This is a genomic window from Pseudomonas tolaasii NCPPB 2192 (assembly GCF_002813445.1).
GTDB lineage: Bacteria > Pseudomonadota > Gammaproteobacteria > Pseudomonadales > Pseudomonadaceae > Aquipseudomonas > Aquipseudomonas tolaasii.
The window spans coordinates 6345877-6372003 of the sequence record NZ_PHHD01000001.1 but is presented as its reverse complement, the minus strand read 5'-3'; the positions used below and the strand labels follow the sequence as shown (position 1 = coordinate 6372003).

Below are 26127 nucleotides of genomic sequence, written 5' to 3'. Positions count from 1 at the left end.
TTTCTCACACTAGCGCGTTTCGTTTTGCCATCTCGATAAGTTCTACCAAGGATTTGGCTTTTAATTTTTGCATAAGTCTTTTTTGTAAGTGCTGACGGTTTTATTACTTAGAAACATACCCTTGGCGATTTCCTTGTTGGTGCGACCTTGTGCAAAAAGTTGCAGGACCATCAACTCCCGATCATTCACGGTTTTAAATAGTTCCAGCTCTTCGGAGTTGCCTTCCGCGCCACTGCTGTTCAATGCCTGGCTGGGAAAATAGTTGTAGCCGGACAATACGGCACGAATGGCACTGAGCAATTCACTCAGGTCGCCTTCCTTGCACACATAGCCGTCCGCGCCAGAGCGCATGCAGCGTGTAGCGAACAAGGTCGGGCATTGCGCCGTCAGGATGAGGGTTTTCATGGGCGTGTTCATGGCGTTGAACCGGCAGAGCACTTCAAGGCCGTCCAACTTCGGAATGCTGATGTCCAGAATAATCAGGTCCGGCAGGCACTCGCGAACCATTTGAATCGCGTCGCAACCATTGTCCGTTTCGCCAACGACTTTATAACCTTCGTGTTCCAACAACATTCTGATTGCCAGCCTGATAACGGGATGGTCATCAATGATAAAAACCGTGTTCATAATCACATTCCATGCAAGTGCAAATAAAGCGGGCACATTAGCTCAGAAGTTGAGGCAGGAGCATGAGTGATGGGGGGAGTAGATATAGAACAGGAGAAATCCTACGAAAAAAAAGGTAACTGCCTACCGGCTGATAAGGCATTGCGACGATAGTTGTAAGGAGTTTTTTATCGCTTGGAATTTACAGGTGTGAGCATTCGCCCGGGGTTTTGGTCAATTTTCCTGGGATTGTTTACTTGAATTCCTACATTTTTATCACTGGGCTATCGGTGTGATCAGTTTGCACAGTTCATCGTTATTCAGGGGTTTGGACAAATAGCCCAGCAGCGGCAGGCCACGCCGCAGAGCCTGGCGGGTCAGACTGGCCAACTCCGTCGGGGGCAGACCGCTCAGTAAAATGGCGCCGCGGATGAACTGTCGGCGATGAGCAATTTCAATCAACTCCAGACCCGGTAAATCCGGCAGGCATTGGTCACACAGCAAGAGGTCAAAAGGCGCCTGGGACTGGCACATCGCATGGACCGCCTGCTCGGCATTTTCTGCAGGGGTCAGTTGGTCGAAACCGAAGCGTTTAAGCAGGCACTGGGTGGCCAGGAGTTGAAAGGGGTGATCCTCCACCAACAGGATGCGAATGGGGCGTTTGGACATATAAGGCACGCGAGTCAGTCAAGCATCGATAGGGGCGTAGGAATTGCTCGCCAAGTCCGCCAGAAGCGTGCGTGATTATTCTTTGAATGACTGTGCGAATTCGATCAGGCCGCTCTGTTCCCTTCGTAGGCAGATTCTGCGGGGCAACAGGCGGCGTGACCGGTTTCGTCATTGCGGGCTTGAGCGCCCGGTCATCTCCCGTGCCATTTCGGTGGCGTAGCTGTCGGTCATCCCGGCGATGAAGTCGATCATGCGCAGGAACGAAGCATGCAGCGACCACGACGGGTCCGGCGCGCTGTTGCCCAGCAGGTCGAGGATGCGCCGGTTCTTGAATGACGGCGTGCGCCCGCCATGCTGTTCCAGGGCGGCACCGCAAAACGCGTTCAACAGGATTTCCAGGGTGGTGTAAGCACCGATTTCATGCAGGGTCTTGCGCTTGTCCTGGAAGATTTTCTTGCGCGCCATGCCCTTGGCATCCAATACGCAACGTTTGGCCGGGCCGTGCATGTGTTCCACCAGGTCACCGGGCAGCGTTCCGGCGAGCAAGGCGTCCTGCTGTTCGACAAAGGCTCGCGCGGCGGCGTTGGTCAGATGCTCGATGGCCTTGCCGCGCAGGATCGCCAGCTTGCGGCGGCGCGAGTCTTGCGGACCCAACTGTCGATAGGTTTGCGGCAAGTCATCGCCCACCAGGTCGAGCAGCAACGACTCGACTTCGGCATATTCCAGCAGCGCCATTTCCAGGCCGTCCTCGAGGTCGATCAAGGCATAGCAGATGTCGTCCGCTGCCTCCATCAGGTAGACCAGCGGGTGCCGGGCCCAGCGTTGCTCTTCCAGTTGTGGCAGACCGAGTTTGTTGGCGATCTGCTCCAGAATCGGCAATTCGCTCTGATAACAGCCGAACTTGTGTTTTTTGTAGCCCAGGGAGTCGGCGTGGCGGGCGGTCCAGGGGTACTTCAGGTAGGTGCCCAGCATGGCGTAGGTCAACCGCGTGCCGCCGTCGAACTGGTGATACTCAAGCTGGGTGAGCACACGAAAGCCCTGGGCGTTGCCTTCGAAATTGAGGAAGTCATTACGCTCGGCGCTGCTCATGTCATCCAGCCAGCCACGCCCGGCCGCCTGTTGGAACCAGTGGCGGATGGCATCTTCGCCGGAATGCCCGAATGGCGGGTTACCGATGTCGTGGGCCAGGCAGGCCGACTGCACCACCATGCCCAGATCGCTCGGGTCGCACCAGTCTGGCAGGGCGCTGCGCAAGGTTTCGCCGACGCGCATGCCAAGGGAGCGGCCCACGCAACTGACTTCCAGGGAGTGGGTCAGGCGGGTGTGGATATGGTCGTTGCTCGAAACCGGGTGCACTTGAGTCTTGCGGCCCAGCCGGCGGAACGCGCCGGAGAAAATAATGCGGTCGTGGTCTTTGTGAAACGGGCTGCGGCCCAACTCTTCAGGGCTGTGCAGCGGCTTTCCAAGACGTTCGCGGGTAAGCAGGGTGGGCCAATCCAAGGCGAGTACTCTCCGTGCAGTGAATGACACCCGCCAGCTTCCCGGTTCCTTCCGGGCGGGGCAAGCGAAAATCTACAGACCGGCTGCATCAATATCGATTAACAGCAAACGCTGACCGTTATCGAAGAATTGTCCTGCGGTCAGGCAATATTGATTCGTTGTGGCATCACGGTAAGTCGAGGACAGGATCAGGCGCCGTTCCTCCCAACCTTCGGCGAGCAGGTGATAAAAGTACGGCCGCCATGACCAGTTATGCCCCAAGTAGCGGCTATCGGTCTGCCAGGCGTCGTGGCGCCATTCGAAGTTGGGCGTCAGTTGGGTGCCGTGGCGGTCGCACTGATAAAAGCGCAGCAGCCAGGGGAAATCCGGCAGTTGGGGCAATTGGTCAAGCGGGGGCTGGCCCAGCGCCCAGGTATGCAGAATCTTCATCAATTCGACCAATTGCAGGCGCAGGTGCATGACGCGCCCGCGTTCAGCAAGTTTTTGCTGGACGTAACCCGTACGCAACCCGGCAAACCGCGGCACGAATGCATCGGCTGCAAACCAGTCGAGTTGGGCCTGTGCAAACAGATATCCCTGCACATAACGCGCCCCGCATTCGAGGGCAAAGCTCAATTGCGCCTCGGTTTCAACGCCTTCGGCAATGATCCAGCAGCCGGTTTTTTCGGCCATCTGCGCCAGCGCGCGCACCACTTCACTGCTGGGCCCGCCGCGGGCAGCTTCCTGAAACAGGCGCATGTCCAGCTTGAGAATGTCCGGCTGCAGCGCCAGCACGCGGTCAAGTTGGGAATACCCGGCGCCGAAGTCATCGATGGCAATACGCGCTCCGGCCTCGCGGTAACGTGCCACGACCTCGGCCAGCCGCTGGATATTGCCGCCCAGTTCGGTGATCTCGAACACGATGCGCTGCGGGTCGACGCCATGGGCGTGCACTTGCCTGAGGCTCGGCAACGCCTGGCCGGGACGCAGACGGTTGATCCAGCGGGGCGAGATATTCAGGCTGAGAAACCAGTCATCGGGCGCTTCATGCAGGCGGCTCAAGGCGTTGTCGCGAATTTGCCGGTCGAGGCGGCGCAAGCTGACACCTGGTGTGCGTGGGTCAGCGAACAGCGGGCCCACGGACAGCAAGCGGCCGTCGGCCTGGCGCAGGCGGCCCAAGGCTTCCACGCCGGCAATGCGTCCGGTGGCGGTGTCTATAAAGGGCTGAAAGCAGGCGAGCGGTTGCCCGTCGATCACGGAGCCTCCTTGGAATTCTCGGCGAAAAAAAAGGCCCGGCCCTCAATAACGAGGGCCGGGCCGGTTCTGTTTGCAAGAATGCAGCCAGCAGCGCCTGGCTAGCCCTTGCGACCCGCCATCGCCAATTTGATCAGCGGGATCAAACCGGCACCCAGTCGCACCAGACGCGTCAGGCTGCTGATACCGCCGCCCTTGGCGCCTTTGCCGGTGAAAAAGCCCATCAGTGTCACCGCCGCCACGCCCCACAGTGGCGCGTGCTTGATGCCCAGGCTGTCCTGCCAGTTGCTGCCCATATTGCGCACCTTGTGCAGCGGCGCCATCAATTGCTGAGACTCGTGGCGAATCTCCTGGCGGTGCATTTCCATGCGCAGGCGGATCAACGCCTTGCGCATTTCCCGGCGCGAGGTGGTTTGCGGAACTTCAGTCAGGCTCATGGCAGCAGGCGCTCCCGGTCATTGGCCAATTCTTCGAGGGTGGCATGGAAGGGCGTGGACTCATCGAACACGGCCGCTTTCAAGCGCACACCGCAGAAGGCGGCGGCCAGGCTGTAGAACACGCAGAGGCAGATGATCCCGGTCAGGCGGTAGCCGGTGTCCCACACCAGGATCATCACCAGCGTCGACAGCCCCACCAATAACAGCAGGGCAAACACCAACGCCAAGCCTGCAAACAACAGCAGGCTGACGGTGCGGGCCTTCTGCTCCTGCAATTCGATGCCAAACAACTCGACGTGGCTGTGCAGCAAGCCCAGCACCGCTGCACCCAAACGTCTTGAGGTAGAGCCCGTGGTCGAGCCGGATTCGCCGATAGACATGATTTAGCGCCTTGTAGCCAGCAGACCGATCAAAAAGCCCACGCCGGCAGCGATACCCACGGACTGCCAAGGGTTGGCCTGCACATAATCTTCGGTAGCGGTCACTGCCGCCTGGCCGCGTTCGCGCAGGGAGTCTTCGGTCAGTTGCAGGGTTTCGCGCGCCTTGAGCAGGCTGTCGTGAATCTTGGTGCGCAGCTCGTCTGCCTGGTCACCGGCCAGCACGGCGGTGTCGTCCAGCAGCTTTTCGGTGTCACTCACCAGGGTTTGAAAATCTGCCAACAGGATTTCTTGAGCAGTCTTTGCTGTTTTTCTGGCCATGGTTGTCTCCGTGAGTGGCTGATGTGTGCGTGAACAAGTAGGTGTGATTTCGAGTCACCGGCATCGGTGAAGGTTCAGTGCAATTGTGTGGTACAGCTTTTGCTTTGCCTTGGTGCGCATGCCTCAAGGCCTGCGCTGAATCTGGGCGGTTGGGGCTAAAACCTTGAAAAACCTTACCCTAAATAACTGAAACTCGCGGAAAAACCCTGTCGGCAACGGCCTGTTGTGTTGATCGCTGCGCTAAAGCGGTTCACGCCCTCTGAAGAGGGGCGGGGCCGGTGGTGCCAATTTAGTGCGCGAAAACTCGGCCTGAACCGCTTTGGTGCTTTTTGCCTTGAATGCAGGCCTGCCAACCTCCATGGAAAATTTGCAAAGCGCGGTGGACACCCTTGTCCACAGTTCCAACACCCTGTTTATCCTGATCGGCGCGGTCATGGTTTTGGCCATGCACGCCGGTTTTGCGTTCCTGGAAGTCGGTACCGTGCGCCAGAAAAACCAGGTCAACGCGCTGTCGAAAATCCTCAGCGACTTTGCCATCTCCACCCTGGCTTATTTCTTTATAGGCTATTGGATCTCCTACGGCGTGAGCTTCCTGCAACCAGCGGCGGTGATCAGCGCCGATCACGGCTACGGGCTGGTGAAGTTCTTCTTCCTGCTGACCTTTGCCGCCGCGATCCCGGCGATCATTTCCGGCGGGATTGCCGAGCGTGCAAAGTTCGCCCCGCAACTGTGCGCCACCGCGTTGATCGTGGCGTTCATCTATCCGTTTTTTGAAGGCGTGGTGTGGAACGGCAATTTCGGTCTGCAAGCCTGGCTGCTGGCGACTTTTGGCGCCAGCTTCCATGACTTCGCCGGTTCCGTGGTGGTGCACGCCATGGGCGGCTGGCTGGCGCTGGCCGCGGTGCTGCTGCTCGGGCCGCGCAACGGGCGCTACCGGGAAGGGCGCCTGGTGGCTTTCGCGCCATCGAGCATTCCGTTTCTGGCGCTGGGCTCATGGATTCTGATCGTCGGCTGGTTCGGCTTCAACGTGATGAGCGCGCAAACCCTGAACGGCGTCAGCGGCCTGGTGGCGGTCAACTCGCTGATGGCCATGGTGGGCGGCACGGTTGCGGCATTGATCATTGGGCGCAATGACCCGGGTTTCCTGCACAACGGCCCATTGGCCGGGCTGGTGGCCATTTGCGCCGGTTCCGACCTGATGCACCCCGTCGGCGCATTGGTCACCGGCGCGGTGGCGGGCGGGTCGTTTGTGTGGTTTTTCATCGCTGCCCAGGACCGCTGGAAAATCGACGACGTGCTGGGTGTGTGGCCATTGCACGGCCTGTGCGGCGTGTGGGGCGGCATCGCCTGCGGGATTTTCGGCCAGACCGCATTGGGCGGCCTGGGGGGCGTCAGCCTGATCAGCCAGTTGATCGGCACCGCGCTCGGCGTTGGGGTGGCGCTGGCCGGCGGCTTGCTGGTGTATGGCGTGATCAAACGCGTTCACGGGCTGCGCCTGAGCCAGGAGCAGGAGTATTACGGCGCGGACTTGTCGATCCACAAGATTGGGGCCGTCAGCCAGGACTGACCGGCTCGCCAGCGGGATGGGGCAGGCTTAGAATGACGAACTCCGTCTGATCAGGTTTTTTTGCCATGCCTCCTGAATGCCAGTTGTTCGGCACCCTGGGCTGCCATCTTTGCGAAGTGGCGGAAGCCGTTCTGATGCCGTTGGTCGAACACGGGTTGTTGGTGGAACTGGTGGATATCACCGACCCCGATGACCTGACCGAAGCCTACGGCCTGCGGATTCCGGTGCTTCGCCGGGTGGACACGGGGGCCGAACTGGACTGGCCCTTCGACGCCGAACAGGTGGTTGCCTTCCTCCGTTAGGCTTTATCCGATAGCGGGTTTCCAAATATTACGTTACTGTATGTTTGTACAGCGATTGAATAGAGGGAACGCCCGTGGTGAATGTTGAACAACTGAAAAGCAGCGTCAATCGCATGTCCGCCGATGTCGTGCGCGACGCGGTGAACGAGCTGCGCCTCGACGGCCTGGTCACGGAAGGCAAGACGCCATTTAACAAAGTGCATTTCAATACCTGCTTCGCTGAAATCGAGGCCTTGTTTCAGCGCGCCGGCTATCACAAACAGCTGGATGTAGTGGGTTATCAGGGCCTGTTGTACGCCTTGTACGACCCGGCGCGCTGGGAAGCGGTGGACGTGTTGCGCTGGCTCAAGGAATTCACCGAAGCGGCCAGCGCCTCGCCGATTCTGCGCGCGGAATTGGCCAAGGCCTGAGATCCGCCCTAGGCTGCGTCCCGCTTGATGCGGGATAATACCCGCCTGTTTTTCAGGCCTCGAGCATTTCATGTCCACATCCGGTTTTTGCGCAGCCCAACACCAAGCCAGCACGCTGTATTTGCCCCCTGGCCCTTGGGCGACGGTGCTGGAGTGCCTGTGCGAGCACTTTGCGGCCATCAGCCGCGAACAGTGGCTGGACCGGGTTGCGCGTGGCCGCGTGCTGGACATCAACGGTAACCCGATCGCCCTGGACCTGGCCTACAAGGAAGGCCTGTGCATCTATTATTTTCGCGAAGTGCCGAATGAGAAGGTGATCCCGGTGCAGGAAACCATCCTGTACGCCGATGAACACCTGGTGGTCGCCGACAAACCGCATTTTCTGCCGGTCACGCCTGCCGGTGAATACGTCGAACAAACCCTGCTGCGCCGGCTGATCCGCCGCCTCGACAACCCCTCTTTGGTGCCCTTGCACCGTATCGACCGGCACACCGCGGGCCTGGTGCTGTTCTCGGCCAACCCCCACAGCCGCTCGGCTTATCAGCAGCTGTTTCCCACGCGGCGCATCGACAAGTTCTACGAAGCCATCGCCCCGGCCTTGCCGCAGCTGGCGTTTCCGCTGATTCACAAAAGCCGCCTGGTGGATGGCGAACCGTTCTTCCGCATGCAGGAAGGCCCCGGTGCCAGCAACACCGAAACCGCTGTGGAAGTCCGCGAAAAAAACGGTGATTTATGGCGCTACGGCTTGTTCCCGGTGACCGGCAAAAAACATCAGTTGCGCGTGCACATGACCGCATTGGGCGCGAGCATCTGCAATGACCCGTTCTACCCCGACGTGCTCAAGGACGCCGAAGACGACTACGCCAACCCGCTCAAACTACTGGCCCAGGGCGTGCGTTTTATCGACCCGGTCACCGGTGAAGAACGCAGTTTTCGCAGCCAAATCACCCTCGACTGGTAACCCCGGAAACGACAAGGCCCGCGCGGGGCGGGCCTTGTGGGTCTTGCGTCAAGACTTACAGGTCTTTAACGGTGCGAACCTGGTCTTTGTTGATGCGGGTCTGCTTGCCGTCAAGTTGTTCGAACTCGTAGAAGCCCGACGCCTTGTCGTATTTAGGGGTGTCGACGGCCTGGATTTCGCGACCGTCATTCAGGGTGATCACTGTAGGCGAAGCGCAACCGGCGAGAGTAGCCAGGCCCAGTGCAAGCATGAGAGCGGCGATGGTCCGTTGAGTCATGAGTTTGTCTCCGAGAGAATACTTTTTGAAGTGCTGACTCTGTGACGCGCACGGCGTCGACAAAGTTCCTTGTGCGAGGTTCATTCTGACACGCCAGACCCCGGGTGTAACAGCTCAGGTGTGTTCAGGTTTATAAAGCGCGGGTCATTCGCCGGGCATTCCAGCCCCGTGCCCCCCAGTTTCATGAAGATTTTGCGCGGGCTGCGTTCGCCGGCTTCCCAGGCCAGTTCCACCTCGGCCCGCAGGCGGGTGGGGATAATGCAGAGTAAGGGCTCCCAGAATTCGCCATGGCGCACCATCAAGGGCAACAGCGGGTGACGCTGCGCCGTCGCGCGCAGCTCGGCCAGCAGGTGTGTATCGATCTGCGGCACGTCGCAGGGCAATATCAATAAATGCTCGTGCCGTGCAGCCGCCAACCCGGCGCGAATGCCTGCCAGCGGGCCGGGAAAGTCCGGGCTGTCGTCGCTGACCAACTGGTCGGCATAGGGCGCGTAAATGTCATGGTTGCGGTTGCACGAGATGATCAAGTCATCCGTCAACGGCCGGGCCAGGCGGTGCAAATGCGCGATCAAAGGCTCGCCCCGCCAGGGCAGCAGGCCTTTATCCTGGCCTCCCATGCGCTGGCCACGACCACCGGCCAGCAGCAAAATCGAACAAGGCAAAAGCGAAGAATCGAGGGACATGACGGTTCCGCAGCGGCAGCTAAACGAGGCCCTGTGATATAACATCGGGCTGTTCCTTCGACAACCGGACCGTGCCATGAAAGCCAAGGCAGATGCGCCCTTCGTACCCCTGAACATTGCTGTACTGACCGTCAGCGACACCCGCACCCTCGACACCGATACTTCCGGTCAGACCTTCGTCGACCGCCTCACTGCCGCCGGCCACAACCTCGCCGAGCGCGTGCTGCTCAAGGACGACCTCTATAAAATCCGCGCCCAGGTGGCCCACTGGATCGCCGAAGACGTCGTGCAAGTGGTGCTGATCACTGGCGGCACCGGCTTTACCGGCCGCGACAGCACGCCCGAAGCCGTGAGCTGCCTGCTGGACAAACAGGTCGATGGCTTTGGTGAACTGTTCCGCCAGATTTCCGTGGCCGACATCGGCACCTCCACCGTGCAATCCCGCGCGCTGGCCGGCCTGGCCAATGGCACCCTGGTGTGCTGCCTGCCGGGCTCCACCAACGCCGTGCGCACGGGTTGGGACGGTATCCTCGCCGAGCAGCTCGACAACCGCCATCGTCCGTGCAATTTCGTGCCCCACTTGAAGCAGGCCGAACCCTGCGCATCCCGTGGATAAGCCGGGCAAAACCGGCGCGCTGATGCCGGTCGAGCAAGCGCTCCAGCAACTGCTGGACATGGCCGCCGCCGCGCCGATCCGCGAACAGGAAACCCTGGCGCTGGCCGACTGCGATGGCCGTGTGTTGGCGCAGGATCTGGTCTCGACCCTCGACCTGCCGCCCTGGCCCAACAGCGCCATGGACGGGTACGCCTTGCGCCTGGCCGACTGGACCGGCGAGCCGCTGCCCGTGAGCCAGCGGATTTTCGCCGGCCAGGCGCCGCAGCCGCTGGCAGCCGGCACTTGCGCGCGGATTTTTACCGGCGCGCCGGTGCCCGAAGGCGCTGATTGCGTGGAAATGCAGGAAAACGCGGTGGTCCATGCCGACCAGCGTGTGAGTTTCACCGAGCCGTTGCAGGTCGATCAGAACATTCGCCCCCAGGGCCAGGAAACCACCGTCGGCGAATTGGTCTTGAAGGCGGGCACCCGCCTGGGCCCGATCGAATTGGGCCTCGCGGCCTCCCTCGGGCACGACCGTCTGAATGTGGTGCGTCGCGTGCGCGTGGCGGTGTTGTCGACCGGCGATGAGCTGATCGAGCCCGGTTTGCCGCTGGGGCCGGGGCAGATCTACAACAGCAACCGCCGCGTGCTTTGTTCATGGCTGCTGCGCATGGGCTGTGACGTGATCGATGCGGGCATTCTGCCGGATGACCTGGAAAAGACTCGTACACGTCTGGCGGGCCTGGGCGATGCCGACCTGATCCTGTCCACCGGCGGTGTGTCGGTGGGCGAGGCGGACTTCCTCGGCATCGCCCTGCGTGAAGAGGGCGAGCTGGCCTTGTGGAAGCTGGCGATCAAGCCCGGCAAACCCCTGACGTTCGGCCACTTTCGCGGCGTGCCAGTGATTGGCCTGCCCGGCAACCCGGCTTCCACGCTGGTGACTTTTGCGCTGCTCGCGCGGCCGTATCTGCTGCGCCGCCAGGGTGTGGCGCAGGTGGAACCGCTGCGTTTCGAGGTGCCGGTGGGGTTCGTCTGGCCCAGGGCCGGCAACCGCCGCGAGTACCTGCGCGGGCGAATCGAGAATGGCAAGGCGATCATCTACCGCAACCAGAGCTCCGGCGTGCTGCGCAGCGCGGCGTGGGCGCAAGGGTTTGTGGAGGTGTTGGAGGGCACGACGCTCGATATTGGCGACCGAGTCAATTTCATCCCGCTCAGTGAAGTCCTGAACTGACCAATGAGATGGATCGTTCCCACGCTCCGCGTGGGAATGCATCTTGTGACGCTCCGCGTCGCTGGCGTGCGAGGCGTGTCGGGTATTGGGACGCGGAGCGTCCCTGGCTGCATTCCCACGCAGAGCATGGGAACGAGCGTCCTTCAGTAATCGTCGCCACGCTCGGTGATATCCCGCTCCATCGGCTCGGCATTCGGGTCATACCCCACCGGGAACTTGCCCTTGAGCGTCCACGCAAACGCGATAATCTCCGCCACCGTGCGGTACAACTCCTCCGGAATACTGTCCCCCAATTCCATGCGCGCCAGCAGCTTCACCAGCTCGGCGTTTTCATAGATCGGTACTTCATTTTCCCGTGCCAACTTCAATATGGCCTCGGCCAGGGCATCGTCGCCCTTGGCAGTCAGGGTGGGCGCTTGCTGGCCGTCGTATTTGAGGGCGATGGCCTGGCGCGGCGGGCTTTGGTTTTTCATGCGGTTTCATCCACCCACCGTTGTTCCAGGCCGGTTCGCGGCCCGCGCGGCGGGGTGCCGAGGTGGCAATCCAGGTCGCCGACGTTGATGCCCGAAGTCACCAAGCGTTCGCGCAGGCTGCCCAGGTGGCTTTCGATCAGGCTGGCGGTGAACGCTCGCGTGGCCCATAGCTGGCTGGACAGTTTGCCCTGGGTCAGTTGCGCCTGAACCTGCAATGGCCCCAGCGGCTCCATGTCGAAGGCCAGTTCGACACGCCACAGCATCTGTTTGGGGTCTTTTGGGGTTTTGCGCTCGGGCTGGTCCTTGTCCGGCGCCGGTTCTTCACGCTGGAACTTGACCTGCAACGGTACGATGTCCTGCAAGGTGCGCATGGGGATTTCCAATTGCCAGGTGGTTTGCAGGCGCCCGTCGGCGGTGGTGCCGGTTTGTTCGAGGCTCGACAACTGGTGGCTTTGCAGGCGCGAAATCGCGGCGGCGGCCAGGCGCAGCAGGTTTTCCAGGTCGCCTTCGCCATCGAGTTTTGCCATCAGCCGGTCGGGCAGCGGAAAGCCTGCGGGCGCCTGGCGGGCACTGATCTGGCCCAATGTGCTCAACGGGTTACGCACGAAGTTGGGCAGCACCTGAGCCAGGGTGTTGGCGGCGAGAATGGCATTCAGATTGGTGCCGGCGGGCAGGGCGGGCAGCAAGTCTGCGACCAGCCGCAGCAAGGCGCCTTTCATGTCCAGTGGCGGGATTTGCGGGTTTTGCCCGGCGAGCAACCTGGCTTCCAGAAATGCACCGCTGTTCTGGATCACCTGCGCCAGCACCTTTGGGTTACTCACCTGCGCCAGGTCGGGCAGCGCAGCCAGCAGTCGGTCGGCGGCGGCGCGCAGGTCGGCGGAGGTGGTGCTGTCGGCGGGCAGGTTCTGGATGGCGGTAAACACGGCGTCCAGCGAACCCTGGCGACTTTGCTGGGTGGCCAACTGCTGGCTGACAGCCAATTGATCCTGGCGGCCGCTCAACGGCACGAAATTCAGGGTCTGCGCATTCTGCACCACGGCGCTGAGCAAGCTGCCGACGCGCAAGGGTTGCGGGCTTTCGACGGTCAGCGTCGCACCGGCCATGGCGTTGGTCAGCACGGTCACCAGTGAGCGGTAAATTGCAGGCTGCGTGGTGCCCTGAGGCAGCATCTGGGTGGTCAGCACCTTGGCTTGCAACAGCGTGCCCACCGGCATTTGCGTGGTATCGATGCGGGTGAGGGCGGCCACATTGGCGCTCAAGGCTTGCTGCAGGCTGATGGTCAGGTTGCCGGTGGGCGTCTGGCTGACTTCCACATTGCTGCCCAGCGGCAAAGGCTGGGCGCTGCTGGCTTGCACCAGCGTCTGGCGACCCCCTTCAAGGGTTAATTTGAGTAACAACTGAAAGGCATCGCCGCCCTGTTTAAGCGCGATGACCTCGGCGTTCACGGTTTTTCCCGGGTCGATCAGGCCTGTCTGCGGCTCCAGCAGTTTGAGCAACTCGCCGGTCGGCGGCAGCGGGGCAGGCCCGGGTGCCGGGGCGGGTGGCAGCGTAGGAAGGTTGATCTCACCGGTCATCGTGCGCGTCGTCTCGGGGGAAATTGCCCTCTTTAGAGTAGGGCATCGCATGTATAATGCCGCCCGTCTGCAAAGAGAGCGGTAAAAACCTCACAACTATTTGATCCAGCTCTCTAAAATCGGTCGCCAAAGCCGTTATTGTGCTTTTCTCTATAACGGCCGCTGCACCGCCGACTTGAACCGTAAAGGCCCGCGATCTTTTGACCAGCCCTCTTCTTGAAGCCGTAGCGCTCTCCTGTGAACGCGACCTGCGCCTGCTGTTCGAGCACCTCGACCTGCGGCTGACGGGCGGCGACATGGTGCAGGTCAGCGGCCCCAACGGCAGCGGCAAGACCAGTTTGCTGCGCCTGCTGGCCGGGTTGATGCAACCCACTGCCGGCGAAATACGGCTCAACGGCAAGCCCCTCACTGAACAACGCACCGAGCTTGCACGCAACCTGATCTGGATCGGCCACGCCGCCGGCATCAAGGACGTGCTCACGCCGGAAGAGAACCTCAGCTGGCTCAGCGCCCTGCATCACCCGGCTTCCCGTGATGCCATCTGGCAAGCACTGACTGCGGTTGGCCTCAAGGGCTTTGAAGACGTTCTCTGCCACACCCTGTCCGCCGGCCAACAGCGCCGCGTGGCCCTGGCGCGTTTGTACCTGCCTGGCCCGCCGCTGTGGATTCTCGACGAACCCTTCACCGCCCTCGACAAACAAGGCGTGGCCCAGCTTGAAGAACACCTGGCCCGGCACTGCGAAAAGGGCGGCCTGGTTGTGCTCACCACTCACCATAGCCTCACGCGCCTGCCCGCCGGTTACCGCGACCTGGATTTGGGGCGGTGGTCGGCATGAGCGTATTCGCCCTGTTGGTCGCCCGCGAAGCGCGGCTGCTGTGCCGTCGCCCGGCCGAACTGGCCAACCCGCTGGTATTTTTCGCGATTGTCATCGCACTGTTTCCGCTGGCGGTCGGCCCCGAGACTAAACTGTTGCAAACCTTGTCCCCGGGACTGGTGTGGGTGGCCGCGCTTTTAGCGGTTCTGCTCTCGCTGGACGGGCTGTTTCGCAGTGATTTCGAAGACGGTTCCCTTGAACAGTGGGTCCTTTCGTCGCACCCTTTGCCACTTTTGGTGTTGGCCAAGGTGCTGGCACACTGGGTTTTTTCCGGCTTGGCGCTAGTCTTGCTTTCGCCGCTGTTGGCAATGATGCTGGGCTTGCCGTTTGAATGCCTGCCTGTATTGCTGCTGTCCTTGTTGCTCGGTACGCCGGTGCTCAGCCTGTTGGGGGCGGTGGGCGCAGCGTTGACCGTCGGTTTGAAGCGGGGCGGCCTGTTGCTGGCCCTGCTGATTCTACCTTTGTATATCCCGGTGTTGATCCTGGGCAGCGGCGCCTTGCAGGCCGCGCTCATGGGCATGCCGGCGACCGGTTACCTCCTGTGGCTTGGCAGCCTGACCGCCCTGGCGGTAACCCTGACACCCTTTGCTATAGCGGCTGGCCTGAAGATCAGCGTCGGCGAATAATGAGGTCTGGTTAAGCGTTATACCCTTGACCAGTAAAGACCCTGAGCCTCCCGCAATGACGGGAGGCCACCGTGATGGAAACAGCAATGAACTGGACCTGGTTTCACAAGCTCGGCTCGCCCAAATGGTTTTACGGCATCAGCGGCAAGCTGCTGCCATGGCTGAGCATCGCCGCCATTTTGCTGATCGGCATCGGCCTGGTCTGGGGCCTGGCCTTTGCGCCGCCGGACTACCAGCAAGGCAACAGCTTTCGCATCATCTATATCCACGTGCCCGCCGCCATGCTGGCCCAGTCCTGCTACGTGATGATGGCCGTGTGCGGCATCGTCGGCCTGGTGTGGAAGATGAAACTCGCCGACGTGGCCCTGCAATGCGCCGCGCCCATCGGCGCGTGGATGACCGCCGTGGCGCTGGTCACCGGCGCGATCTGGGGCAAACCCACCTGGGGTTCGTGGTGGGTGTGGGACGCGCGGCTCACTTCCATGCTGATCCTGCTGTTCCTGTACTTCGGTCTGATCGCGCTGGGCAATGCCATCAGCAACCGCGACAGCGCCGCCAAGGCCTGCGCCGTGCTGGCGATTGTCGGCGTGATCAACATCCCGATCATCAAATACTCGGTGGAATGGTGGAACACCCTGCACCAGGGCGCCACTTTTACGCTCACCGAAAAACCGGCCATGCCCGTGGAAATGTGGGCGCCGTTGCTGCTGATGGTGCTGGGGTTCTACTGCTTCTTCGGCGCCGTGCTGCTGATGCGCATGCGCCTCGAAGTACTCAAGCGTGAAGCCCGCGCCAGTTGGGTCAAGGCCGAAGTGCAAACCTGCCTGGGAGCCCGTGGATGAGCTTTGCGTCGTTCAGTGATTTTCTCGCCATGGGCCATCACGGCCTGTATGTCTGGACGGCCTACGGCATCTGCCTGACGGTGCTGGCCCTCAACGTCGCCGCGCCGATCCTGGCCCGCAAGCGTTACCTGCAACAAGAGGCGCGACGTTTGCGCCGGGAGACCGATAAGTGAATCCGCTGCGTAGAAAGCGTCTGTTGATCATTCTGGCCATTCTGGCCGGTGTGAGTATTGCCGTGGCCCTGGCGATGAGCGCCCTGCGGGAGAACATCAACCTGTTCTACACCCCGACCCAGATCGCCAATGGCGAAGCCCCGGTGGACACGCGCATCCGCGCCGGCGGCATGGTGGAGAAGGGGTCGCTGAAACGGTCTTCGGACTCCCTCGACGTGACCTTCGTGGTCACCGACTTCAACAAAGCCGTAACCATCACCTACCGCGGCATCCTCCCGGACCTGTTCCGCGAAGGCCAGGGCATCGTCGCCCTGGGCAAACTCAACGCCGACGGCGTGGTGGTGGCCGACGAAGTGCTGGCCAAGCACGATGAAAAATACATGCCGCCGGAAGTCACCAAGGCCCTCAAAGACAGCGGCCAGTCCGCACCTGCCACCCCGGCCAAGGAGGGTTGAGCCATGACGTCCGCACTGTTTATTCCGGAGCTCGGCCAGTTGGCGATGATCCTCGCCCTGTGCTTTGCCGTCGTGCAGGCCGTGGTGCCGTTGCTCGGCGCCTGGCACGGCGACCGCCTGTGGATGAGCCTGGCGCAGCCGGCCGCCTGGGGCCAGTTTGCGTTTCTGCTGTTCGCCTTCGGCTGCCTGACCTACGCCTTCATGACCGACGATTTTTCCGTCGCCTATGTGGCCAATAACTCCAACAGCGCGCTGCCCTGGTACTACAAGTTCAGCGCCGTTTGGGGCGCCCACGAAGGCTCACTGTTGCTATGGGCCTTGATCCTCGGCGGCTGGACCTTCGCCGTGTCGGTGTTCTCGCGCCAACTGCCGCAAGTGATGCTGGCTCGCGTGCTGGCGGTGATGGGCATGATCAGCATCGGCTTCCTGCTGTTCTTGATCATGACCTCCAACCCCTTCACCCGCATCCTGCCGCAAATCCCGGCGGACGGGCACGACCTCAACCCGTTGCTGCAAGACATCGGCCTGATCGTGCACCCGCCGATGCTCTACATGGGCTACGTCGGTTTCTCAGTGGCCTTCGCCTTCGCCATCGCCGCCTTGCTTGGCGGGCGTCTCGATGCGGCTTGGGCGCGCTGGTCGCGGCCATGGACCATCGTCGCCTGGGCCTTCCTCGGCATCGGCATCACCCTGGGTTCGTGGTGGGCCTACTACGAACTCGGCTGGGGCGGCTGGTGGTTCTGGGACCCGGTGGAAAACGCCTCGTTCATGCCCTGGCTGGTCGGCACCGCGCTGATTCACTCTCTGGCCGTCACCGAAAAACGTGGTGTGTTCAAAAGCTGGACCGTGTTGCTGGCGATTGCGGCGTTTTCCCTCAGCCTGCTCGGCACTTTCCTCGTGCGTTCGGGGGTTCTGACGTCGGTGCATGCGTTTGCATCCGACCCGGCGCGCGGCATTTTCATTCTGATCTTCCTGCTGTTTGTGGTCGGTGGCTCACTCACCTTGTTCGCCCTGCGCGCGCCGGTGGTCAAGAGCCAGGTCGGTTTCAACCTGTGGTCGCGGGAAACCCTGTTGCTGGGCAATAACCTGGTGCTGGTGGTGGCCGCGTCGATGATTCTGCTCGGCACGTTGTACCCGTTGGTGCTGGACGCCCTCAGCGGCGCCAAGCTGTCCGTCGGCCCGCCGTACTTCAACGCGTTGTTCATCCCGTTGATGGGCCTGTTGATGGTGGTGATGGCCATTGGCGTACTGGTGCGCTGGAAGGACACCCCGGTGAAATGGCTGGCGGGCATGCTGATGCCCGTGCTACTGGGCAGCGTGGCGCTGGCAGTGATCGCCGGGCTGGCTTACGGCGATTTCAACTGGGCCGTGCTCGCCACCTTCCTGCTCGCCGCCTGGGTGTTGCTGGCCGGCGTGCGCGACATCTTCGACAAAACCCGCCACAAAGGCTTGATCAAAGGCCTGCCAAGCCTGACCCGCAGCTACTGGGGCATGCAAATCGCCCACATCGGCATTGCCGTGTGCGCCCTGGGCGTGGTGCTCTCCAGCCAGAACAGCGCCGAGCGCGACCTGCGCCTGGCACCGGGCGAGTCCATGGACCTGGCCGGTTACCACTTCATTTTCGAGGGCGCCAGGCACTTCGAAGGCCCGAACTTCACCTCGGACAAAGGCACTGTGCGCGTCGTGCGCAACGGCAAGGAAGTGGCGGTGCTGCATCCGGAAAAACGCCTGTATACCGTGCAAAGTTCGATGATGACCGAAGCCGGGATCGACGCCGGTTTCACCCGTGACCTCTATGTGGCACTGGGTGAACCGCTGGGCGACGGCGCCTGGGCCGTACGCGTGCATGTGAAGCCGTTTGTGCGCTGGATCTGGTTCGGCGGCCTGCTCACCGGTTTCGGTGGTTTGCTGGCTGCGCTGGACCGGCGTTATCGGGTCAAGGTGAAAAGCCGGGTGCGCGAAGCCCTCGGCCTGCAAGGAGCGGCGGTATGAAGCGTTGGTTGATGGTGTTGCCGCTGGCGGCGTTTCTGGTGGTGGCAGTGTTCCTGTATCGCGGCTTGTACCTGGACCCGGCCGAGTTGCCCTCGGCAATGATCGGCAAGCAATTCCCGGCCTTCAGCCTGCCAACGGTGCAGGGCGACAAGACCCTGACCCAGGCTGATTTGCTGGGCAAGCCGGCGCTGGTCAACGTGTGGGGAACCTGGTGCATTTCCTGCCGCGTTGAACACCCGGTGTTGAACAAGCTGGCCGAGAAGGGCGTGGTGATTTACGGCATCAACTACAAGGATGACAATGCCGCGGCGCTGAAATGGCTGGCGGAGTTCCATAACCCGTATCAGTTGGATATCCGCGACGAAGACGGCAACCTCGGCCTGAACCTCGGCGTGTATGGCGCCCCGGAAACCTTCTTCATCGACGCTAAAGGCGTGATCCGCGACAAGTACGTCGGCGTGATCGACGAAGTGGTCTGGCGTGAGCAACTGGCCGCCAAGTACCAGGCGCTGGTCGATGAGGCCAAGCCATGAAGCGTCTGTTAGCCGCCGCAGTCCTGGCGCTGGGTTTGGCCGGGGTAGCCCACGCCGCCATCGACACCTACGAGTTCGCCAAGGACGGTGACCGCGAGCGTTTCCGCGACCTGACCAAGGAACTGCGCTGTCCCAAGTGCCAGAATCAGGACATTGCCGACTCCAACGCGCCCATCGCCGCCGACCTGCGCAAAGAGATCTTCCGCATGTTGGGAGAGGGCAAGGACAACCAGCAGATCATCGACTTCATGGTCGACCGCTACGGTGATTTCGTGCGCTACAAACCGGCCCTCACCGGCAAGACCGCGCTGCTCTGGTTCGGCCCCGCCGGGCTGTTGCTGGCCGGTGTGGTGGTGATGGCCGTGATCGTACGCCGCCGCCGCGCCGCGCCGATTGACGGCACCGACGCGCTGTCCCCTGAAGAACGCAAACGCCTCGACCAATTGCTGGACACCAAGACTGATGATTGATTTCTGGCTCGCAGCAGGGTTGCTGCTCCTGATTGCCCTGAGTTTTCTGTTGATTCCTGTGTTGCGCGACCGTCGTGCCCAGCGTGAGGAAGACCGCACCGCGCTGAACGTGGCGCTGTATCAGGAACGCGTGGCCGAGCTGCAGGTGCAGCAGGACGAAGGCGTGCTGAACCCCGCGCAACTCGACACCGGCCGCGCTGAAGCGGCCCGCGAATTGCTCGCCGATACCGAAGGTGTGGAAACGCCCCGCGAGTCGCGTCTGGGCAAACCGTTGCCCTTGTTGGCGGCGTTTCTGGTGCCGGTGTTGGGCGTGGTGCTGTACCTGCATTACGGCGCCAGCGACAAGGTCGAACTGACCCGCGAATTCTCCCAGCCGCCGGTGTCCATGGAAGACATGACCCGCCGCCTGGAACGCGCCGCCGTCGCCCAGCCGGATTCGCCGGAAGGCCTGTATTTCCTCGGTCGCGCCTATATGGCTCAAGACCGTTCCGCCGATGCCGCCAAAATCTTCGAACGCACCGTGGCCCTGGCCGGTCGCCAGCCGGAACTGCTCGGCCAGTGGGCCCAGGCCCAGTACTTTGCCGACAACAAACAGTGGTCGCCCAAAGTGCAGGCGCTGACGGACGAAGCGTTGAAGCTGGATCCGAAGGAAGTTACCAGCCTCGGCTTGCTCGGTATCGCCGCCTTTGAAGGGCAGCGTTACCAGGAAGCGATCGACTACTGGAACCGCCTGCTGGCCCAACTGCCACCGGACGACAACTCCCGCGCAGCCCTGCAAGGCGGTATCGACCGCGCGGCCGAGAAGCTCAAGGAAAGTGGCGGCACCGTCGCACCTCAAAAATCCGCGATGAACGTGCGTGTGGACCTGAGCGCTGACGTGAAAGCCAAGGCCTTGCCGAGCGACAGCGTGTTCATCTTCGCCCGGGCGGTGAACGGCCCACCGGCACCGCTGGCGGCCAAACGCGTCACCGTCGCCCAGCTGCCGATCACCGTCGAACTGAGCGACAGCGATGCAATGATGCCGCAGTTGAAACTGTCGAACTTCCCCGAAGTCCAACTGGTTGCGCGCATATCCCGGGCCGGTCAGCCGACCACTGGCGAGTGGATCGGCCGCAGCCAACCTTTGGCCAGCAGCACCACTGCGCTGCAGCAGCTGACCATCGACAGTCCGGATAAGTAATTTGAGGAAACGCCCATGACCGCACTTGCACGCATTACCCTGCTCAGCCTGGTACTCGGCCTGAGCGCTTGTGCGGTCCACCGGCCACCTCCCGGGCCCACCGGCCCGACCATCCCGCCGTCAGGCCCGTCGACCCAGCCAAGCACCAAACCGTCCGGCCCGGTCACGCCGCCGAAACCCGTGCCAAGCTCCTCGCCCACCTTCGCCCCACCACCGGGCGCCGCCAGCCACTGGGACGGCAAAATGCAGGTGTATGTGCTGGAAGAACAGCCCGACACCTTCTACCGCCAGCGCACCTACTACCGCTGGAGCAACGGCTGGAGCCGCTCGATCAGCCCGAACGGGCCGTGGGAGGAAACCAACGTACAGGGCGTGCCGCCCGGGTTGAGCAAGCAATACGCACAATGAAAAAAGGCGACCCTCGGGTCGCCTTTTTCATGGCCTTGAAATATTTCCCCCCCACCAATGAAAATCAACTGTGGGAGCTGGCTTGCCTGCGATAGCGGTGAGCCAGTTGGCAGATTTGTGGCTGACCCACCGCCATCGCAGGCAAGCCAGCTCCCACAGGGGATCACCTTGCCATCAAGCCACGGGACACTCCCGATTCAGTGCTTCATTCACCAACAACTGCGCGATCTCAATCATCTGCACCACCGCCAGCACTTGCTTGCGGCCCGAGCCACCCAGATGTTCAGCGCAGTCGTACGCACAGACAGTCGCCGACTCAAGCATCTCGCTGGCATTGCTCAAGGCAACTTCAGTACTGAGGCCGGGACGGACGGTGAAGATGACGTCGGGTGGGGTTTTATCCGAGAGGGATGACGGGGGATTGGGTGTGACTTTTTTCATGGTGAAGCTCCTATGAATGAGCACCTCCATTTCGCTACCACACGATGTAAGGAGGCGACTGTACACGGGGTGGTAGACCGGTCATAGAAACCCGGCAGGCCGAAGCCTCCCATGCACAGCCGCCACAAAGCAGCCCGCACAAAAAAACGCCCTTAAGCGTTTTGGGATCTATGAAGGAACCGGGCTACCACACCCGTTCGCTGAATTTGCAGCGACCCGCGAAGGTTAGCGGTGAGGTTGACCGGACGCAACCCGAAAGATGTGTAGGGCAGATCCTAAATGCTGAATACACACCAATCCCCTGTGGCGAGCGGGCTTGCCCTGCGTTGGGCTGCGAAGCAGCCCCAAACCCTGCCGACGCGTTCTGTCTGACTCTATCGCGCCGGTCCTATTGGGGCTGCTGCGCAGCCCAACGCAGGGCAAGCCTGCTCGCCACCCGTTATTCCATACAGGCTTTGGGCGTGATGCGGATCGTTTCAGTCCCACCCATTTCGGCGCTCGGCGCGAGCTCTTTATGGGTCGTGAACGCCAGCGGGTAGGGGCCGCTTTTAGCCAGCGCGGCATTCACTTGGGCCCTGAAGCTTTCCTCGCTTTCGGCATAGAAAATCCACTGCACCTGTTGCCCACCCGTCACCGTGCACAGCCACTTCGCCAACCCTTGTTCCTGCACGGCCGGCACGATCAGGCTGCGCATCTGTTCCATCCGGGAGAGGTCCCGGGGCGCTGGCCTGAGGGTTTTGGAGCTGTACTTCCAGGTGATTCTGATCTTGTAGGGCAGTGCCCGCCGTTCAGCCGCCGTGACAGAGCGCGCCCCCTGGTAAAGCATGGGGTTGGGTGTGTCTGGAAAGTCGGCGTCCTGGTAGTCGTCAGGGCCAGGCTCGGCCAATGCTTGCTGGCGAGGGTTGGGGTTGGCATCGTCCAGCAGGCGCCTGAGGGCTTCCGCTCGGTCCGCCGCTCGATCAGCCACACACCTGTCAAACGCCACGCTGTGCACCGGGCCTTCATCCAGGCAAGGGTTGCGCTCGACAGCGGGCGCAGGAGGGTGCCCTGCGCAGCCTGTGGTCAATACGCTTGCCAGCACCAGCAACGTGAGTGGGCGCTTGTTACTTTGCTTGTCTTTCAATGTTCATCCCTAAACGCTGAGCCTGCCCTGTGACGGCGAATGCTGGCTAATTAATGGCGCCGATTGTGCCAGACGCCCTCGCCGCAGACCATTGTCTACCCACCTTCAACCTTTCATAAAACCTTCATCCAACCGACCCCCTCCAGTCATGTGCAAGTAATAGCACTGACACCTGGCGCGCCTACTGTCGTTTGAACTCAAACGCAGCCACCCCGTGGCTGTTCAAACAAGACAGAGAAGCCCATGACTCACGCTATTCATGTCGATCACTTGAACAAGACCTTTGCGAAGAAATCCGCACTGGTCGACCTCGAACTCACCATTGCTGCCGGTGAGATGGTCGCGCTGATTGGCGCTTCCGGTTCCGGCAAGTCCACGCTGCTGCGCCACTTGGCGGGCCTGGCGTGCTGCGACAAGAGCAATGGCGGCAGCGTCAAGGTGTTGGGCCGGGAGGTGCAGGCCAGTGGACGGCTGAATGGCAAGGTTCGGCGGTTGCGGGCAGACATCGGCTACATCTTCCAGCAGTTCAACCTGGTCAACCGTCTGAGCGTGATCGACAACGTATTACTCGGCTGCCTGGGCCGCATGCCGCGCTGGCGCGGCAACCTGGGTCTGTTCAATGCCGAGGAAAAGGCCTTTGCCCTCGAATCCCTGGCCCGCGTCGGCCTGGCGGACCTGGCCGGGCAGCGCGCCTCCACCTTGTCCGGCGGCCAGCAGCAGCGTGTGGCGATTGCCCGCGCCTTGACCCAGCGCGCCGAAGTCATCCTCGCCGACGAACCCATTGCCTCGCTGGACCCGGAGTCGGCGCGCAAGGTCATGGAGATCCTCGCCGACATCAACCGCCGCGACGGCAAGACCGTGGTGGTGACCCTGCATCAAGTCGATTACGCCATGCGTTATTGCCCGCGCGCCGTGGCCCTTAAAGGTGGCCGCATTCATTTCGACGGGCAGGGCAGCGCCATGAGCAGCCAGTTCCTCAACGATTTGTACGGTGCCGACGTCGACACCAGCCTGATGTTTTCCGACCAGACCCGCCACGCCGAAGCCATGCCACGCCTGGCCCTGGCGCGCGCTTGAAATCCTACTCACGACCCACAGGAACGCCTTCCATGTTGAACCGTATCGGCCACGTGTTTTTGTCAGCCGCCTTGTTGGCCAGTGTCGCGATGGGCAATGCCCAGGCGGCGGACAAAGCCATCAACTTCGGTTTTATGTCCACCGAGTCTTCGCAGAACCTGAAAGCGATCTGGCAACCGTTTCTGGATGACATGCACAAGAAGACCGGCTTGAACGTCAACGCCACCTTCGCCTCCGACTACGCCGGCCTGATCCAGGGCATGCGCTTTAACAAGGTTGATGTGGCGTGGCTGGGCAACAAAGGCGCGATGGAGGCAGTCGACCGCTCCAACGCCGAAATTTTCGCCCAGACCACCGCCCCCGACGGTGGCGCCGGTTACTGGAGCCTGTTGATCGTGCGCAAGGACAGCCCGATCAACAACGTTGAAGACATGCTCAAGAATGCCAAGAGCCTGACCTTCGGCAACGGCGACCCTAACTCCACCTCGGGCTACCTGGTGCCGGGCTATTACGTATTCGCCAAGAACAACGTCGATGCGACCACCGCTTTTAAACGCACCCTCAACTCCAGCCATGAAGTGAACGCCTTAAGCGTGGCCAAAGGGCAATTGGACGTCGGCACGTTCAACACCGAAAGCTGGGATCGACTGGAAGTCACCCAGCCGCAAGAGGTCGCCAAACTCAAGGTGATCTGGAAATCACCCTTGATTCCTTCCGACCCGTTGGTGTGGAGCAAGTCGTTGAGTGACAGCGACAAAGCCAAGATCCGCGACTTCATCCTCACTTATGGCAGTACCGATGAGGAAAAGGCCGTGCTGAAGAACGTGCAGAAGGGCAAGTTCATCGCCTCCAACGACGACCAGTTGCTGCCGATCCGCCAGCTGGAACTGTTTAAGGCGCGCACGATCATCAGCGCCGATGACCACCTCGAAGCGGCCGATAAGGCCAAGAAGCTGGCCGACATCGACGCCGACCTGGCGAAGCTGCAACAGCGCATCAGCGAACTGGACAAAAAGACCGCAGCAAACGGCTAACCCCCCTGTGGGAGCGGGCTTTTGTGGGAGCCGGGCTTGCCCGCGATGCAGGCAACTCGGTCTGACAGTAAAACCGAGTCGATTCTATCGCGGGCAAGCCCGGCTCCCACATAAACCTTGCTCCCACACTTAGATTGAGGCGATCCAATGACAACCTTGCACGCTGAAGCCGTCGGCAAACGCACCTGGCCGCAATACCTCGGCTGGGGCCTGTTCCTGCTCCTGCTGGCCTGGGCCTGGCGCGGCGCTGAAATGAACCCGCTGGCGCTGTACCGCGATTCCGGAAACATGGCGACCTTCGCCGCCGACTTCTTCCCGCCGGACTTCCACGAATGGCGCTCCTACCTCAAGGAAATGATCGTCACCGTGCAAATCGCCCTCTGGGGCACGGTGTTGGCCATCGTCTGCTCGGTACCGCTGGGCATTCTCTGCTCTGAAAACATCACCCCGTGGTGGGTCCATCAACCCCTGCGCCGCGTGATGGATGCGTTCCGCTCCATCAATGAAATGGTGTTCGCCATGCTGTTCGTGGTGGCTGTCGGCCTCGGTCCTTTCGCCGGCGTACTGGCCCTGTGGATCAGCACCACCGGCGTCCTCGCCAAGCTGTTTGCCGAAGCCGTCGAAGCCATTGACCCGGGCCCGGTTGAGGGCGTGCGTGCCACCGGCGCCAGCGCCTTGCAGGAAGTGATCTACGGCGTGATCCCCCAAGTGATGCCGCTGTGGGTGAGCTACGCGCTGTACCGCTTCGAGGCCAATGTGCGCTCGGCCACGGTGGTCGGCATGGTCGGCGCGGGCGGTATTGGCGTGATCCTCTGGGAAAACATCCGCGCCTTCCAGTTTGTACAAACCTGCGCGGTGCTGCTGGTGATCATCGTGGTGGTGAGCTGTATCGACGTGCTGTCCCAACGCCTGCGCAAGCAGTTCATCTGACGCCGGAGGGGTGCCCGCGGGGCGCTTTTTTAAGCATGCAGTTGTCTAGACAAGATGAGCCGGTGTACCGCGAACTCGCAGACATCCTGCGCCGCGAACTGAGCAGCTACAACGCGGGCGACTTTCTGCCCGGCGAGGTGCACATGGCCGAGCGCTTCGGCGTCAACCGCCACACCCTGCGCCGCGCCATCGACGAGTTAGTGTTCGAAGGCAGCCTGTTGCGCCGCCAGGGCAAGGGCACCCAGGTGCTCGATCGCCCGCTGATTTACTCGATGGGCGCTGAAACGTCCTACAGCCAGTCACTGTCGGCCCAGGGTGTCGGCGTGCAGGCGGTGTTGCTCAAGCGCCGCTACTGCTATGCCAGCCGCGACGAAGCCCAACACCTGGGCATCGCCGAAATGGCGCCGATGATAGAGCTGCAAACCCTGCGCAAGCTCGACCACCAGCCCGTCAGCCTGATCCGCCATCGCTACTGCGCCAGCCGCGCGCCGTTGCTGGCCGACTACAACGGCGGCTCGTTGCGCCAGTACCTGCGCGAGCGTGACCTGCCGCTGACCCGCACCCAAAGCCTGATCGGTGCGCGTTTGCCCAACCGTGATGAAGCCGCACTGCTGATGATGCCTCGGCACTTGCCGGCCCTCACCGTTTTTACCCTTTCCTGCGATCGCGACGGCCGCCCGGTGGAGCTGGCGCAGTCCACCAGCCGTTCGGATCGCTTCCAGTACCAAGTGGTGACTTGAATGGAGTCCTCA

Annotated in this window: 32 protein-coding genes and 1 pseudogene; 20 read left to right on the top strand and 13 right to left on the bottom strand. The window is 61.6% G+C overall.

The annotated features are described in order from the left end of the window. Positions 1-4: 4 nt before the first annotated feature. The 7 genes and pseudogenes from ATI14_RS29040 to ATI14_RS29010 form a co-directional block, all read right to left on the bottom strand. Positions 5-627: pseudogene (locus ATI14_RS29040) on the bottom strand (response regulator). Positions 628-882: 255 nt separating this feature from the next. Then, positions 883-1275, bottom strand: coding sequence for a response regulator (locus ATI14_RS29035; RefSeq protein ID WP_016972091.1), 393 nt, complete (start codon positions 1273-1275; stop codon positions 883-885). Positions 1276-1443: 168 nt separating this feature from the next. Further along, complete coding sequence (locus ATI14_RS29030; protein ID WP_080519884.1) at positions 1444-2775, bottom strand: deoxyguanosinetriphosphate triphosphohydrolase; 1332 nt, start codon at positions 2773-2775, stop codon at positions 1444-1446. A 72-nt stretch (positions 2776-2847) separates the two neighbouring features. Next, the gene (locus tag ATI14_RS29025) at positions 2848-4011 is read right to left on the bottom strand and encodes an EAL domain-containing protein (protein WP_016972093.1); all 1164 of its coding nucleotides are present in this window, start codon (positions 4009-4011) and stop codon (positions 2848-2850) included. A gap of 98 nt (positions 4012-4109) precedes the next feature. After that, a complete protein-coding gene (locus ATI14_RS29020; protein ID WP_016972094.1) occupies positions 4110-4445 on the bottom strand; it encodes a hypothetical protein in 336 nt (111 codons plus the stop codon). Next, positions 4442-4825, bottom strand: a complete 384-nt coding sequence (locus tag ATI14_RS29015; RefSeq protein WP_016972095.1) for a phage holin family protein — start codon at positions 4823-4825, stop codon at positions 4442-4444. The genes ATI14_RS29020 and ATI14_RS29015 overlap by 4 nt, the downstream gene beginning before the upstream one ends. A 3-nt stretch (positions 4826-4828) precedes the next feature. Beyond that, positions 4829-5143 (bottom strand): ElaB/YgaM/YqjD family protein, encoded by a 315-nt coding sequence (locus ATI14_RS29010; protein ID WP_016972096.1) that lies wholly within the window; start codon positions 5141-5143, stop codon positions 4829-4831. A 358-nt stretch (positions 5144-5501) separates the two neighbouring features. On the opposite strand from ATI14_RS29010, the gene ATI14_RS29000 reads away from it, so the two are divergent. The 4 genes from ATI14_RS29000 to ATI14_RS28985 all read left to right on the top strand — a co-directional run bounded on the left by ATI14_RS29000 (position 5502) and on the right by ATI14_RS28985 (position 8383). Then, positions 5502-6710 carry an ammonium transporter gene (locus ATI14_RS29000; protein WP_031320028.1) on the top strand — a complete coding sequence of 403 codons (1209 nt, stop codon included), beginning with the start codon at positions 5502-5504 and terminating at the stop codon, positions 6708-6710. A gap of 65 nt (positions 6711-6775) precedes the next feature. Beyond that, positions 6776-7012 (top strand): glutaredoxin family protein, encoded by a 237-nt coding sequence (locus ATI14_RS28995; RefSeq protein ID WP_016972098.1) that lies wholly within the window; start codon positions 6776-6778, stop codon positions 7010-7012. Between the two features lie 74 nt (positions 7013-7086). Continuing rightward, a complete protein-coding gene (locus ATI14_RS28990) occupies positions 7087-7422 on the top strand; it encodes a hypothetical protein (RefSeq protein ID WP_016972099.1) in 336 nt (111 codons plus the stop codon). Between the two features lie 70 nt (positions 7423-7492). After that, positions 7493-8383 (top strand): pseudouridine synthase, encoded by an 891-nt coding sequence (locus tag ATI14_RS28985; protein ID WP_016972100.1) that lies wholly within the window; start codon positions 7493-7495, stop codon positions 8381-8383. Positions 8384-8438: 55 nt separating this feature from the next. Here the strand turns inward: ATI14_RS28985 and ATI14_RS28980 are convergent, their stop codons facing one another. Continuing rightward, a complete protein-coding gene (locus tag ATI14_RS28980; RefSeq protein ID WP_017136187.1) occupies positions 8439-8660 on the bottom strand; it encodes a YgdI/YgdR family lipoprotein in 222 nt (73 codons plus the stop codon). Between the two features lie 80 nt (positions 8661-8740). Next, on the bottom strand, positions 8741-9343 hold the full coding sequence (mobA, locus tag ATI14_RS28975; RefSeq protein ID WP_016972102.1) for a molybdenum cofactor guanylyltransferase MobA: 603 nt from the start codon (positions 9341-9343) through the stop codon (positions 8741-8743). Between the two features lie 76 nt (positions 9344-9419). Between mobA and moaB the strand changes: the two genes are divergently transcribed. Both moaB and ATI14_RS28965 read left to right on the top strand, forming a co-directional pair. Beyond that, the gene (gene moaB, locus ATI14_RS28970; RefSeq protein ID WP_016972103.1) at positions 9420-9959 is read left to right on the top strand and encodes a molybdenum cofactor biosynthesis protein B; all 540 of its coding nucleotides are present in this window, start codon (positions 9420-9422) and stop codon (positions 9957-9959) included. 22 nt (positions 9960-9981) lie between these two features. After that, on the top strand, positions 9982-11169 hold the full coding sequence (locus ATI14_RS28965) for a molybdopterin molybdotransferase MoeA (protein WP_050555167.1): 1188 nt from the start codon (positions 9982-9984) through the stop codon (positions 11167-11169). 143 nt (positions 11170-11312) lie between these two features. Here ATI14_RS28965 and ATI14_RS28960 read toward each other — a convergent pair whose 3' ends face one another. Both ATI14_RS28960 and fliK read right to left on the bottom strand, forming a co-directional pair. Continuing rightward, positions 11313-11642: an EscU/YscU/HrcU family type III secretion system export apparatus switch protein gene (locus tag ATI14_RS28960; protein WP_016972105.1), complete on the bottom strand. Its 330-nt coding sequence runs from the start codon at positions 11640-11642 to the stop codon at positions 11313-11315. Beyond that, positions 11639-13216 (bottom strand): flagellar hook-length control protein FliK, encoded by a 1578-nt coding sequence (gene fliK, locus ATI14_RS28955; protein ID WP_080519882.1) that lies wholly within the window; start codon positions 13214-13216, stop codon positions 11639-11641. The genes ATI14_RS28960 and fliK overlap by 4 nt, the downstream gene beginning before the upstream one ends. Before the next feature lie 200 nt (positions 13217-13416). Between fliK and ccmA the strand changes: the two genes are divergently transcribed. The 10 genes from ccmA (at position 13417) to ATI14_RS28905 (ending at position 20770) form a co-directional block, all read left to right on the top strand. Then, the gene (gene ccmA / locus ATI14_RS28950) at positions 13417-14052 is read left to right on the top strand and encodes a cytochrome c biogenesis heme-transporting ATPase CcmA (protein ID WP_016972107.1); all 636 of its coding nucleotides are present in this window, start codon (positions 13417-13419) and stop codon (positions 14050-14052) included. Continuing rightward, complete coding sequence (gene ccmB / locus ATI14_RS28945) at positions 14049-14717, top strand: heme exporter protein CcmB (protein WP_026082993.1); 669 nt, start codon at positions 14049-14051, stop codon at positions 14715-14717. The genes ccmA and ccmB overlap by 4 nt, the downstream gene beginning before the upstream one ends. 86 nt (positions 14718-14803) lie before the next feature. Then, on the top strand, positions 14804-15559 hold the full coding sequence (locus ATI14_RS28940; protein WP_016972109.1) for a heme ABC transporter permease: 756 nt from the start codon (positions 14804-14806) through the stop codon (positions 15557-15559). Then, positions 15556-15732: a heme exporter protein CcmD gene (gene ccmD / locus ATI14_RS28935; RefSeq protein ID WP_016972110.1), complete on the top strand. Its 177-nt coding sequence runs from the start codon at positions 15556-15558 to the stop codon at positions 15730-15732. Before ATI14_RS28940 ends, ccmD begins: the two co-directional genes overlap by 4 nt. Continuing rightward, positions 15729-16187: a cytochrome c maturation protein CcmE gene (gene ccmE, locus ATI14_RS28930; protein WP_016972111.1), complete on the top strand. Its 459-nt coding sequence runs from the start codon at positions 15729-15731 to the stop codon at positions 16185-16187. Before ccmD ends, ccmE begins: the two co-directional genes overlap by 4 nt. A 3-nt stretch (positions 16188-16190) precedes the next feature. Further along, the gene (locus ATI14_RS28925) at positions 16191-18179 is read left to right on the top strand and encodes a heme lyase CcmF/NrfE family subunit (protein ID WP_016972112.1); all 1989 of its coding nucleotides are present in this window, start codon (positions 16191-16193) and stop codon (positions 18177-18179) included. Next, positions 18176-18712 (top strand): DsbE family thiol:disulfide interchange protein, encoded by a 537-nt coding sequence (locus ATI14_RS28920; protein WP_016972113.1) that lies wholly within the window; start codon positions 18176-18178, stop codon positions 18710-18712. Before ATI14_RS28925 ends, ATI14_RS28920 begins: the two co-directional genes overlap by 4 nt. Then, the gene (locus ATI14_RS28915) at positions 18709-19182 is read left to right on the top strand and encodes a cytochrome c-type biogenesis protein (RefSeq protein WP_016972114.1); all 474 of its coding nucleotides are present in this window, start codon (positions 18709-18711) and stop codon (positions 19180-19182) included. Before ATI14_RS28920 ends, ATI14_RS28915 begins: the two co-directional genes overlap by 4 nt. Beyond that, entirely contained in the window at positions 19175-20362 is a 1188-nt protein-coding gene (gene ccmI / locus ATI14_RS28910) for a c-type cytochrome biogenesis protein CcmI (RefSeq protein ID WP_016972115.1), read from the top strand. The genes ATI14_RS28915 and ccmI overlap by 8 nt, the downstream gene beginning before the upstream one ends. A gap of 15 nt (positions 20363-20377) precedes the next feature. Next, positions 20378-20770, top strand: a complete 393-nt coding sequence (locus ATI14_RS28905; protein WP_016972116.1) for a hypothetical protein — start codon at positions 20378-20380, stop codon at positions 20768-20770. Positions 20771-20944: 174 nt separating this feature from the next. Here ATI14_RS28905 and ATI14_RS28900 read toward each other — a convergent pair whose 3' ends face one another. Together ATI14_RS28900 and ATI14_RS28895 are read right to left on the bottom strand one after the other, a co-directional pair. Then, positions 20945-21211, bottom strand: coding sequence for a DUF6124 family protein (locus ATI14_RS28900; protein ID WP_016972117.1), 267 nt, complete (start codon positions 21209-21211; stop codon positions 20945-20947). A gap of 439 nt (positions 21212-21650) precedes the next feature. Then, positions 21651-22334, bottom strand: coding sequence for a DUF695 domain-containing protein (locus ATI14_RS28895; protein WP_080519881.1), 684 nt, complete (start codon positions 22332-22334; stop codon positions 21651-21653). 243 nt (positions 22335-22577) lie between these two features. Between ATI14_RS28895 and phnC the strand changes: the two genes are divergently transcribed. From phnC to phnF, 4 genes are all read left to right on the top strand, one after another. Continuing rightward, on the top strand, positions 22578-23411 hold the full coding sequence (gene phnC / locus ATI14_RS28890) for a phosphonate ABC transporter ATP-binding protein (protein WP_016972119.1): 834 nt from the start codon (positions 22578-22580) through the stop codon (positions 23409-23411). A 32-nt stretch (positions 23412-23443) separates the two neighbouring features. Then, positions 23444-24445, top strand: a complete 1002-nt coding sequence (phnD, locus tag ATI14_RS28885) for a phosphonate ABC transporter substrate-binding protein (protein ID WP_016972120.1) — start codon at positions 23444-23446, stop codon at positions 24443-24445. A 147-nt stretch (positions 24446-24592) separates the two neighbouring features. After that, complete coding sequence (phnE, locus tag ATI14_RS28880; RefSeq protein WP_016972121.1) at positions 24593-25375, top strand: phosphonate ABC transporter, permease protein PhnE; 783 nt, start codon at positions 24593-24595, stop codon at positions 25373-25375. Positions 25376-25410: 35 nt separating this feature from the next. Continuing rightward, positions 25411-26115 carry a phosphonate metabolism transcriptional regulator PhnF gene (gene phnF / locus ATI14_RS28875; RefSeq protein ID WP_165448262.1) on the top strand — a complete coding sequence of 235 codons (705 nt, stop codon included), beginning with the start codon at positions 25411-25413 and terminating at the stop codon, positions 26113-26115. The last annotated feature ends 12 nt before the right edge of the window (positions 26116-26127 follow it).